We start from the raw sequence: 12,295 nt of genomic DNA, 5'->3' as shown, positions 1-12,295 counted from the left end.
TTTATAGCACATCGGCGAAATGCGGCCGCAATTTTTTAAATGAAATGTAAGCAATCACCAATAAAATGAATGTTTCCGTCCAGAAAACAATCGTCAGCTTTGGATGTTCCCAAAACCAGTGCTGATAAATAAATGAGTCCCGGTATCCCTCTACGATGTAAAACATAGGGTTTAATTTCATGAACGGTTGGAATTTTTCAGGAATTTGGGCAAAAGAATAAAAGACCGGGGTCAACCAGAATCCAAACTGCAAAATCATCGAGACTACTTGCCCGACATCTTTAAAAAACACAGTCAAAGATGACGTAATCCACGAAATTGCCAATACTAGCATGAAGAGTGCAAATAAATAATAAATAGTTTGCAGAACATATAAAGTCGGATAAATACCATAAGCAATAAAAATAACGAAAAGAACCAAAATAAAAAATAAATGAACCACAAAAGATGAGTATATCTTAATTACAGGCAGCACACTGACTTTAAAAACGATTTTTTTTACAAGGTAACTGTTTTCGACAATGCTTTGCGTTCCGCCACTAACACTATCCGCAAAAAAGTTCCAAACGATCATTCCTGTTGCCAGCCAGAGAATGAATGGGAAATTATCTATTGGAGTAGCTTTAAAACCAACTTGGAAAACAAACCAAAAAATCAGTAGACTTATAAGGGGCTGCAAAAATGCCCAGGTAATTCCAAGCACAGAACCTAAATATTTATTTTTGAAGTCCTTTTTCGCAAGCATAATAATCATCTTCTGTGACTTAAAAAAATCTTTTAAGCTGTCTAACATCTTTTTAAAAAAAATCATACTCTTAACCCCTCGGTCATGATCATTTGAATATGGCAATTCTACATTCGTCCGCCCTACATCAAACCTAACTGTACCCCATCCAATCACAAATTGGAATATTTTCTCCGCTATGATAAAATATTGTCGAGATTTATCGGAGAGGGAGACTGTGATGTACGCGTATAAAAAGCCAAAGCTAGACGAAAGAGAACAGGCTGAAAAGAGTTCTATCATCTTTTGGCTGTTGATCGGGTTCGTAACCCTGTTTTTGTTCTGGGCCCCGTTTCAGAAGGCCTTGTTTAACGGAAATTCGCTGAACTTTGAAAGACCTATTTATTCCGCCGTGATATGGGCCTCCATTTTTCTGTTCCTGACGGGAATCTACTTCTTCTACTTCTGGAAGCTTCGGGAACGCAAAGATCTTCTGAGTTTGTTTATCTTCTTAATTCCGCTCAGTTACCTGATTTCCTTGCTGCCGGCCGCTTCCAAATATTCGGCGGTAAACCTCCTGCTTATTCAGATCGTGCTCGTAACGCTATTCCTAATCGGAGCCTATCTGACCAAATCGGCGTTGGGAAATAAAATCATTCATATCGGGCTCCTGACCAGCGGTTATGTAATTGTGATCTTTGGTATCATGAACTGGCTTGGAAACGGCAAGCTCGCCGGAACGCTGGTAAGCTGGTTTGCCTCGATAGATGCTACCGGCATCTACAAGGACGCTGTCATGACGGATTCAAACGGTTTGCGGTTGACCTCCGTGTTCCAGTACGCCAATACGTATGCGGGCTTCTTGATCGCGCTGTGGGGCGCAGGACTATTCCTAGTATCGAAGAACCGCGGCTGGTCCAAAGTTCTGGTACACGCCCTGTTCATCGTACCGGTCCTGGTTTCCTTTATGCTGACCCTCTCACGCGGTGCGATTGTCTTTCTGCCCATTATTTTCTTCCTTATTCTAATCTTTCAGAAGCCGTCTAGGCAAATCCTGCTGCTTATTCATGCGGTATTGTCGACTCTCGCTTCGTTTGCAGTTTTAAGCAAAATTACAACGATAGGCATTGATGTGAACAAGGAGTTTTCGGCCTCTCTTTCGGGCAAAGGCTGGCTGCTGCTTATCGGGTCCAGTGTCATTTACGGAATCCTTGCCTTGTTGGTGCAGCGTTTTGTCGCTCCGTTACTGGAAAGCAAGCTGGAGAAATTCTCCTCCAAAAAATGGTCGTTTTTCGCTATTCCTGCGGGTTCCATTGTCCTAGGTCTCTTAGGGTTCTTCGTGGTCATGGCCACTTCGCTTAAAAATCTGCTTCCCGAAAACGTACGGATCCGGCTGGAGACGATCAATTTCGGCCAACACAGCGTACTGGAGAGAATAACCTTCTACAAAGACGCTTCCAAGCTGTTCGCGGACTATCCGTTGTTCGGCGCAGGCGGCGGCGCTTGGTCGAGTTTGTACGAGCAATATCAGAACAACCCCTACACAAGCCGCCAGGCGCATAACTTCTTCATGCAGTATCTCGTTGAAGTCGGGGCTATCGGTATCGTGATCCTGGCCGTACTGCTGATTGCCATTTTTGCGATTTACATTCGTAACTATATCCGCAGCACGGAACAGGAACGTGACAAACATTTCGTTTATTTCATCTTTGTCATTGCTATTCTGGGGCACAGCGTACTCGACTTTGATATGAGTTACGTGTATATTGGAGCGCTAGTATTCCTTTGCTTAGGAGCCATGGTTGCCGGCGTTAAAACGAAGGAATTTGCCAAACAAGTTCCATCGGTGAAATATGTATACCCATCGGTTATTATTGTTTTGTCAATTGTTACTCTGTTCATTTCCGCCCGTTATCTGAGTGCAAACAGTTCTTATAATAAAACGCTGGAAGTGGCTAAAACTTCGAAAAACTATACGGAAATTGTAACGCCGCTAGATAATGCATTAAGTTTAAGAGCAAATCATCCTGAATATGTTTTGCTGAAAGTGGACCTTTTGGCACAAATTTATAAACAAACTCAAGATGAAAAATATTTAAATGAAGAAATAGCGTTAATCAATACTGCACGAGCTAAAGAACCTTACAATAAATCTCTTCTGGACCGTGAACTAAACACCCTTCAGATTAAAGGGCAGCAAGAGCAAGTCGAGAAGCTTATCCAAAATGGCCTTAGCTATTATCCATGGGACATTAGCTTCTACGAAAGAAGTATTCAATATCATGTTACGGCCGGTTTTGAAGGATATGCCGCCAAGGATAAGACTGCTGCAGATAAGGAGTGGAATCAGGCTCTCCAAGTTTACCAGCAAGTTCTCGATCGCATGAAGGAACTGGCCAAGCTTCCTGAAGGACAGCTCCAGGGCCGTGAATTTAACGTAACGGAACCCATCAGACTTTATCTGGGTCAAATGTACTTTGCTCAAGGCAAGTACGCCGATGCGGAAGCCTTATTGAAACCTTTCATTGCCGGTGAACTTAAAGACGAGAATGCCCAGACAGGTGCCCGCTATTATCTGGCAGCTCTAAAAAAGCAAAACAAAACCGATCAACCGGCTATGGATAAGGTAAAAGCATTAACTCCGACTGTCGAGCAAGAGATTGATCAAATTATCGCAAACACACCCCCGCTATAAGATAAAAGGTAAAAGCCTGCTCTCCCGTTAACGTGGAGAACAGGCTTTTTATTTTAGAATCAATTAGGCCAATTGGGAAGTTTAAAAAGCAAATTGTCCTTATTTTTCACCGCACGATACAAAAAAGTCCCAGCATGCAAATAGTATTCTGGTGCTTTTAGCACATTTTTTGTTTCATTTTTCCAATGTTCGGATAATTATTCTTGTTAAATACTTACATGGATGAACTATCATCGCGAAGGAGGTGAATCGACAAAAGATGAAACTTAAGATCAAGATTACAGACAAAAAACAAAAGAGAGAATGGAGCGTTGCCCCGATGAATCAATGGTTCACCAAAACAGCCCAAATGCTGTGCTTGACGCTGATGCTTTCAGCTCTAATGCCGATTCTTGCTTCTGCACAAACAAGTTATTCCGGTGTCTCCTTCAACAACGGAACGGTTAAGGGTTCCGTATACTTAGACCACAAAAGCGGCGATGAAACAGAACTACGCCTCTATGGTCCGGACGGTCAATATGTGGGGGTAGTCAAAGCTACTTACGCGAATTATTTCGATGAAGCCAAACAGCAGTATAAATACGATTTCCAAACGGTTGTCGACTCCGCTTACCGTTATGTTAAATTGTATTCGGTAGTGGATTCCGTGTATGAAACTGTTAACAATGCAGCCTATAACAACGACAACGATAACGACAATGATTCCGATAACGGTTCCACTACTCCCGGCGGAAGCACTGGTGGCGGTGGCGGGAACGGTGGAGGAGTGACCACTCCTGGCGACGGAAGCACAGCCGTAAATTCCATTAAAGCCGGCGCTGACGGTTCTCTGGACGCGCAGGCGTTGAAGGATGCCCTTGCCAAAGGGGATACGCTGGAGATTGTTCTGAACGGTGATATGGTAAATATCCCGGCATGGGTGCTGAAAGAGAACAGCGACAACAAGCAAATTACAGTCAGAAACGGCAGCGCCGTTTACTATGTTCCTCTTGCGGCAATAAATTACGATTCCCTTGCTTCCTCCCTATCTGTCGGAACAACTGACCTTTATATCCGTGTTACCGTGAAGTTCGTTTCCGAAAGCATGCGCAGCACGATGCAAACGGAAGCGGCCGCAATGGGCGGTAAAATTATCGGTACTCCGGCTGATTTCAACCTTGAAGCAGCTACTTCTGCCGGTAAGACTTCCATGATCAATACAGGCAATGTCTATGTGCCTCGCAGCCTGAACTTCGATACCGTTCTGAATCAGGCAAAAACAACAGCCTTCCTGTATAACGAGACGACCAAAACCATGACGTTCGTTCCGGCTTTCTACACGTTTAGCGACGGCAAAACAGACGTAATGGTAAAACGTCAAGGCAACAGCGTTTACGGTGTGCTTGAGCTTAACAAAACTTTCTCGGACATCAAAGGACATTGGGCAGAATCGAACATTACGATGCTGGCTAACAAGCTTGTTATCGACGGGGTAACTAACACGACCTTCCAGCCAGACCGCAGCGTAACTCGCGCCGAATTCGCAGCTATGCTCGTTCGTTCGCTGGGTATTCAGAACACTGGCGCATCCTCCACGTTCAAAGACGTAGCCTCCAACCAGTGGTATGCGGATGTTGTAGCGACAGCAGCCAAGCTGAAGCTGGTAGACGGCTATGAAGACGGTACGTTCCGTCCGAACAGTCAGATTACTCGTGAAGAGCTTTCTGCCATGGTCGTTCGTGCTCTTAGCTACGCCGGGGTAAACACCAGCACGGAAATCACTAAGGGACAAGCCATGCTGACTAAATTCAACGATTCTCATAAAATCGTTTGGGCCAAAGATGAAATTGCTGCGGCACTGAGCCTCGGTATCATCGACGGCATGACTTCTACTACGATCGAGCCTCTTCAGCAGGCTACACGCGCACAAAGCGCAACGATGCTGAAGCGTTTCCTGACGGCGGCTAAATTTATTTAAGCAACCCACAAAGACAGTTCCTGCAAAGGAACTGTCTTTTACTTTTTATGCCTTTTATGACTACCGCTTTAGCTTAATTTTCTTGCCCATAAATCGGCCGATTGCTACCCGAACAAAATCTTTGGCGGCTACAGGCACGCCAAGGATTCTATAACCGGCAGCGGATAGGCCCGGGTTCACCTTGTGTTTTGCACCCTTCTTTATTTACCACTTCAAGGCACGTAACTGGTCATCAGAAATCCCCTTTTCAAGACTATAGACATAAAAAAAGACCGCCTTTTTATCCGGCAGTCTAATTCGTATTTTCTTCCCGCTGAGGTACTTTCCAATCGGTCTTGTCGATCTTCTTCTGTAAAAAGAAATTGCCTACGGCCAGGAGCAGATTGCTGATCAAGGGAATGATTCCTTTGATGATTTCCGTCATCCTTAAGCGCCTCCTTTTGCTTCCTCACTCTTTTAGTATACCAGAAAAATCCAAATGTGATTCAAAAAGAAAAACACGTCAGCCGATCATCTTCTATTCCATACGCGAGATCTCCCATAATCGTTTCACTTTTTGCAGCGGAGATCGTACTCCTGGATTGTGTCTCCGGTATAAGCAGCTTACGATGGCATTCCCCGCTCAGGGGGAAGCGTATCTGGCAGAAAGACCCTATACCACTTGCCCGCCGCATGACTTCTTCCGGTAAGTTACCAAGCCCCTAAGCCACAGGGATAGGGCATACAGTTAAAGAAGCCATGCTTCGTCAAGTGTCTAATCGGTCTTCTTCGTGGACAAATCTTGTCAAAGTGCGATCAGCCTTTATCCCTAACTTCCAAAGCAAGCGTGTGCATGCTTACTCCGCTTTTGAATACATGGGTTACCCTGCGAAAAGCAGAGAAATCCGCTTCGGGATCGCCTTCGAGGAGAATGACATCCGCCCATTTCCCGATCTCTAAGCTGCCGGTCTCCCCCTCGATGCCAAGCGCTTCGGCAGCCATATAGGTAGCGGCGTGTATGACTTCTTGCAGGGACATGCCTTCTTCTTTCATGAGCTCAAGCTCCGTCGCAAAATCTCCATGCAGGTTAAACGGGGTACCCGCATCCGTACCGGCGGCAATTTTTATGTTCTCTTTATGTGCCTTTCGAAAGCTTTCACGATGGGGAATCATGGCTTCCTCATTTTTTCTTACCGCAAACTCCGGTATGCCGGCAGCCATTCCATGCTTTACAATCTGATAGGGAGCTGCCAATGTCGGGACGAGATACGTGTTTCGTTCCTTCATTAATCGGATCGCTTCATCATCCAGCTCAACTCCGTGCTCAATCGTTGTCACGCCTGCACGAATCGCATTTTTGATCCCCTCGTTGCCTTGGGCGTGTGCGGCTGTTCGTTTTCCGGCCTCTTTGGCAACTTGGCAAGCGACAGCTAATTCTTCTTCAGTTAACTGGGAAGCTCCTGCCTTTACCCCGGGTGTCAATCCACCGCCTGTAGCCATGAGCTTAAGAAAGTCGGCCCCTTCTTTTATTTTGCTTCTCGCCGCTTTTCTAACTTCCTCGATGCCATCTGCCTCAGTACCGAACATATGGCAGTGGCCGCCTGTCATCGTAATCGGTTGACCGCAAGCAAAAATCCTCGGGCCTTTTACAATCCCCTCTGAAATCGCTTTTCGCAGTTCAATATCTATATTGTATTTCGAACCGCAATTTCTAACGGTGACTACGCCTGATTGAATCTGTTTCCCTGCATGAACAAGTGCGCGATAGGCGGCAACACCGACCGAATCTCCTATTGTTTTGCCCATGGAATCGGGACTGCCATCCATCGTTAAATGAACATGCAGATCGATGAGACCGGGTAGTGCGGTTAATCCTGTGCCATCAATGACCAGATCAGCCTGATTCGCTAGATCATGGCTGCCTAACCCAAGAATTCCGGTTTCATCAAAAAGGAGATTGGCACCTTCCGTTTTGCTGCCTCGCCCGTTATATAAAGTAACATTCCGAATATAGGTTTTCATGCTAAGCCCCCTTCTCTAAACCAACGTTATTCGTTTGAATGGCTTGATTACGTGTAAGCATACTGACGAGGATTAATGCAGCCGTATTTAGAAGTACGGCGATGAACCCGATATTTAATTCTTGAATGGCTTGCGGCAGACCCGGGAATAGCTGAGCTATCGTAAGATCGTTCAGCGTAATAAGAATGACAGTGAGAACACCGACGAGCATTCCGGCCGCAGCGCCCTGCTTGGTGAAGAATCTCTTATTGACCAGAGAAGCGAGCAAGGGCGGGAATAACTGGGTCACAAAATTATAGCCCATCAGGAGCAGGGTCATGATCGTGCTGCTGTTGAAAATGGCGTAAAACATGCAAACGAGAGCGATAATCGGAACGAGCAGCTTGGCAACCCTGCTAAGCCCCGCATCAGTGGTTGCAGGAAAAATGACTTGGTAGATGTTTTTCGCGACAGCTGTTGAAGCGGCCATGAGCAGCAAGGAGCCGGGAACGATCCCTGTCAATAATCCTGCAGCTCCGATAAAACCGACGAACCAAGGGTCGAACGTTTGGATCGATATTTTTAACAGCGCCAAATCCCCATTGGGACCGGTTAATCCCGGAACCTGTAGAATCGCCGTGAACCCGACGATTAATACGAATGGCAGCATCAGTGTATAAAGGGGCATGATAATCGTATTTTTCTTAAATACATTCGTGCTTTTTGCGGAAAAATAGGCGGCGAAAGTATGGGGCCACATGCTGAAGCCAATCACAGTGAGCAAGGTTGTCGAAATGAACCAGGAGAAAGATAAGCCCTTATCAGGAACAAGCAGAAAGTTCGGTTTCGCTTCATTGACTGCCTCAAACATCGATTGAATACCGCCATAATAGTGGTAAGGGAGATAGATACCTAAAAAGAGAACGATTATAAAGATTAAGATATCTTTGATGACGGCCGTCCATGCCGATCCATGAATACCGGAAACGCTTACATAAATCGTAATGACGATGGTAGAGATGACAATGGCAAGAGAGGGCGAAATCGAACCGTATGAGGCTGCGGATACGATAATCCCCAATCCTTTAAATTGCAAGATCAGATACGGGATGAGTGCCAAGACACCTACAATCGCTACCAATACACCTAAACCTTTGCTTTTGTATTTGATAGCGAAGAAATCAGATTGTGAAACAAGTTTGTGCTCTTTTGCATATCTCCAAATCGGCGGCAGCAGCCAATACCCGAGTAAATAGCTTAAGGAAGAGGTGCATAGGATATAAAATGCCGGGCCGCCTTTGGAATAGGACCAGCCGCTTGTCCCGAGGAAAGTAGAAGTGGTGTAAATCTCCCCGGCGAGTAATAGAAAAACGAATACGGTGCCAAATCCCCGTCCGCCTACAGCCCACTGTTCCATATTCATATCTTTTCCTCTTCTCGCCATTAACCCGAGAAAGAGACACAGCAGAAGAAACCCAAACATAATGAGCAGAGCCGTATTCATACCTCATCGCCCTCCCTATCGAGCAATCCGTTTGATTTATCCAGCTGATAAATAACCAGCATCGTAAGCGAAGAGAGAACGATCCACAGCAAGATCCAGAAGAGCAGGAATGGCATACCTAATACGTAAGGAGTAACTTGATTAAAGACAACGGCGCCTCCGAGCATTCCGATAAACGGAATAATAACGAGCCAATAATAACTTCTCATTCCAGTTAACCCCCTCAAGCTTTTTCCAATCTCAATCAGCAATCCGCAGAATTCGTATGAACGAGCTGCCCTCCTTTAAAGACCCGCTTGATTCTCGCTTTATCTTGAAGGATTTTGATATCATGCAGCGGATTCCCGTCGACGACGATCATATCCGCGATTTTCCCCGGCTCGATGACCCCTAGCTCCGTTAAACGAAGTGCTTCCGCCGCTACTTGCGTAGCGCTTTTAATCGCATCCATTTCAGACAAACCGTTTCTCACGAGACACTCCAGTTCATACGCATTTTCCCCGTGGTAATTAAAAGGGGTTCCCGCATCCGTACCGGCGACGATTTTGACGCCTGCCGCAATCGCCTTTTGTAAATTGGCTTCATGGGCGGTCTGGTAGTATTCCACCTTTTTAATATGGTGTTCAGGGACGCCGCCCGCTCGGCCGTATTTAATCGTTTTGAAAGCAGACAGAGTCGGAACGAGATAAGCGTTTTTCTCCAAAAAGAGCTCAATCCCTCGATTATCCAAGAATGTCCCATGCTCAATGGTCCGGACACCGGCTTTCAAAGCATTATGAATTCCCTCTACGCCAATGGCATGGGCGGCTGTGACTTTCTCGAATTTCACCGCTTCTTCTACGGCAGCCTGCATTTCATCAATGGTTAATTGAGCGATCGTTCCCGGACCTGGCGACATCCCTCCGCCCGTAGCCATCATTTTAATGTTGTCGGCACCCAGCTTTAGCTGCTCGCGGGCCGCTCTTCTTGCCTGGTCCACACCGTCCAAGACGATGCCGATTCCATCTATATTGACGCCCTCAGGAAACATATCTCCGTGTCCGCCCGTTATGGTCAAGGCTTTCCCGCTGGCAAAAATCGTCGGGCCGACGATAATTCCTTGTTCGACTGCCTTTTTAATGGCGATATCAATATGTCCCTTTTCGCCCATGGTACGAAGTGTCGTAAACCCCGCTTGAAGCGAGCGCTTGGCTCTCTCTACACCTTTAATTGCGGCGAACGCTGCCGTATCCATGACCATGTCGGTGAAGGTGCTCGGCTCGCCTGCCATACACAGATGGACGTGGGTATCAATCATTCCCGGCATCAAGGTCATGCCTTTTAGATCGAACAGCTCTGCATCACCGGCTTGGAGCACAATGGTTTCATCGTAGCGGCCGACATACGTGATTTTCTCGTTTTCCACAATGACCAGAGCTTCTTTTTGCACTGTGTCGCTTTTTCCATCTATGAGCAAAGCGTTCTTGAAAATTTTCTTGTTCGTCATCTGGCATTCTCCCTTATTCATAATTTTCGGTAAAAGTAAGCGTATACAATTAAGAAATCAAATTACGATTTCAGTTCACACAGCATATCGATTGCAAGGGCCACTTCTTCTTTTTTATTGTAAAAATGAGGTGCCATCCGAATCACATCATTGCGCGCTGACACAATAACTCCTCTTTCCCTCATTTTCAATTCAATCCTTGATGCGTCCGGGCATTGAAAGGCCGTGTTAGCCGCTTTTCGCTTGAGATCCAGCGGGCTTGCAATGGCTAGTCCCTTTTCTTGTCCATAAGAGATGGCAAAGTTCGATAATTCGTTAAGATAGGATTCAATTCGATTTACACCTATCTGATTCATCAGTTCCAGGGCTGCATTAGCGGCGTAAGCGTTGATCATTGGAGGAGTTCCCGTATCGAATCGCCTGGTTCCTTCCGCATAATCCAATGATTTAACATCAAAGGAAAAAGGATCTATCCGGCCGAACCAGCCGGTAATGGAAGGCTGCAGCTCATCGGCAAGTTCCTTCTTCACATATAAGAAAGCGATTCCCGGTATCCCCAGCAAATACTTCTGGGCTCCTGCCGCAAGGAAATCTACGTCCATCTCCTTCACATCTATAGCGACACAGCCCGCTGACTGATACGCATCGACAAACAGCCGTGCCCCTTTATCGTGCACAAGGGAGGAAATCTGTTTTAAATCTTGTTTAAGTCCATTATAATAAGCAACATGCGACATGGAGACGATCAAAGTTTGTTCATCCACACATTGATCATAAAATTCAATCGGAATCTCGTTGTTTTCACTCGGAACGAAGGCGATTTGGGCCCCCCGGGATTGTTGAGCTAACCAGACATGCCCGATTGAAGGGAAATCCATTTCGGTGGTCACGATTTTATTTCTGGGTGTTGTAAAATGCAGCGCCGATGCAACTGCTGCCGCCGCTAATGAAACGGACGGAAGCACTGCAATTTCATCCGATGACGCATTAATCAGGGTGGCAAAAGATTGTTTAGCCATCTCTACCCGATCCACCCAGGCCGTCCAGTCCATTCCTTCCGCTAACCAGCCGTCGGTATACTCTTTCATGGCCGCCTCCACTTGAAGGCTCATTGCGCTTTGAGAACAACTGGACAGCTGAATCTTATTTTTCAATATCGGAAAATATTGTCTTTCCTTATCAAAAGGATATTCCACAAAAATCGCCCGCTTTCAATTTATATTTGAGGAGAATGACTATGACCAAGATAGAAAGCGCTATCAATTCTTCGGTAACATCTTGGCTGGACAGCTTGGCTTTTCATTGGCATCCGCTCCCTCAACTTGGACAAAAACTGGTTTTACAAAAGCATGCTTTTATCTTTCTGGAAAATCAGCCTAACGATTTTGTCTATCTGGTTCTGAACGGCCGTATCCGATTATATGTGACCTCCCTTAATGGCGTCGAAAAAACGATCGCAATCATTGGAAAAAACGGGATGATCGGTGAAAACGGCATTTTTGACAATGCCGCATCGTACAACCATAGCGCTATTGCCGCCAGTAAAGCCACTGTCATTAAAATTGACCGCAAAAAATTCGAAGAAACGTTAAAAGGTGATTTCGAGCTTACGCGGCAGGTTTTGGTTTTGGTAAACTTAAAAATGAGAATCATGTCGTCCCAATTGCTGCAACTAAGCTCTTATTCCGCTATCCAGCGAATTTGTCACACGCTTTTACAATTAGTGGATACGTATGGGATAAAAAGCGGCGACAAAGAGTTCATTGGAATCCGCTTCACCCACCAAGAATTGGCCAATCTGGTGAGCACATCGAGAGTGACAGCGGCAAACACCCTAAAAAAACTGGAACTAACCGGCGTCATTTCCAAACAAAACGGCAAGTATGTGATTGAAGACAAGGCGCGCCTGATTTCGTTGGGAACCCATCACAACTAATTGGATATGCATT

Annotated in this window: 10 protein-coding genes; 3 read left to right on the top strand and 7 right to left on the bottom strand. The window is 45.8% G+C overall.

Features of this window, described 5'->3' with window-relative positions; all coding sequences use genetic code 11:
- Window position 1 precedes the first annotated feature (1 nt).
- Window positions 2-811: an ABC transporter permease gene (locus tag C4S74_RS21865; RefSeq protein ID WP_103997461.1), complete on the bottom strand. Its 810-nt coding sequence runs from the start codon at window positions 809-811 to the stop codon at window positions 2-4.
- Between the two features lie 154 nt (window positions 812-965).
- Between C4S74_RS21865 and C4S74_RS21860 the strand changes: the two genes are divergently transcribed.
- Window positions 966-3,419, top strand: a complete 2,454-nt coding sequence (locus C4S74_RS21860) for an O-antigen ligase family protein (protein WP_103997460.1) — start codon at window positions 966-968, stop codon at window positions 3,417-3,419.
- 259 nt (window positions 3,420-3,678) lie between these two features.
- Complete coding sequence (locus C4S74_RS21855; protein WP_181024500.1) at window positions 3,679-5,376, top strand: S-layer homology domain-containing protein; 1,698 nt, start codon at window positions 3,679-3,681, stop codon at window positions 5,374-5,376.
- 292 nt (window positions 5,377-5,668) lie between these two features.
- Here C4S74_RS21855 and C4S74_RS27100 read toward each other — a convergent pair whose 3' ends face one another.
- The 6 genes from C4S74_RS27100 to C4S74_RS21830 form a co-directional block, all read right to left on the bottom strand.
- Window positions 5,669-5,800 carry a hypothetical protein gene (locus C4S74_RS27100; protein WP_258042569.1) on the bottom strand — a complete coding sequence of 44 codons (132 nt, stop codon included), beginning with the start codon at window positions 5,798-5,800 and terminating at the stop codon, window positions 5,669-5,671.
- Window positions 5,801-6,171: 371 nt separating this feature from the next.
- Window positions 6,172-7,377, bottom strand: a complete 1,206-nt coding sequence (locus C4S74_RS21850; protein ID WP_103997459.1) for an amidohydrolase family protein — start codon at window positions 7,375-7,377, stop codon at window positions 6,172-6,174.
- A gap of 1 nt (window position 7,378) precedes the next feature.
- A complete protein-coding gene (locus tag C4S74_RS21845; protein WP_103997458.1) occupies window positions 7,379-8,860 on the bottom strand; it encodes a sodium:solute symporter in 1,482 nt (493 codons plus the stop codon).
- Entirely contained in the window at window positions 8,857-9,069 is a 213-nt protein-coding gene (locus C4S74_RS21840) for a DUF3311 domain-containing protein (protein ID WP_103997457.1), read from the bottom strand. Before C4S74_RS21840 ends, C4S74_RS21845 begins: the two co-directional genes overlap by 4 nt.
- A gap of 35 nt (window positions 9,070-9,104) precedes the next feature.
- The gene (locus tag C4S74_RS21835) at window positions 9,105-10,346 is read right to left on the bottom strand and encodes an amidohydrolase family protein (RefSeq protein WP_103997456.1); all 1,242 of its coding nucleotides are present in this window, start codon (window positions 10,344-10,346) and stop codon (window positions 9,105-9,107) included.
- 62 nt (window positions 10,347-10,408) lie between these two features.
- Window positions 10,409-11,542, bottom strand: a complete 1,134-nt coding sequence (locus C4S74_RS21830; protein WP_103997455.1) for an aminotransferase class V-fold PLP-dependent enzyme — start codon at window positions 11,540-11,542, stop codon at window positions 10,409-10,411.
- 41 nt (window positions 11,543-11,583) lie between these two features.
- On the opposite strand from C4S74_RS21830, the gene C4S74_RS21825 reads away from it, so the two are divergent.
- Window positions 11,584-12,282 (top strand): Crp/Fnr family transcriptional regulator, encoded by a 699-nt coding sequence (locus C4S74_RS21825; protein ID WP_103997454.1) that lies wholly within the window; start codon window positions 11,584-11,586, stop codon window positions 12,280-12,282.
- Window positions 12,283-12,295 lie beyond the last annotated feature (13 nt).

This window comes from Paenibacillus sp. UNC499MF (genome assembly GCF_900107975.1).
Taxonomy (GTDB): Bacteria; Bacillota; Bacilli; order Paenibacillales; family NBRC-103111; genus Paenibacillus_F.
This window is presented reverse-complemented; position numbering and strand designations above follow the sequence as displayed.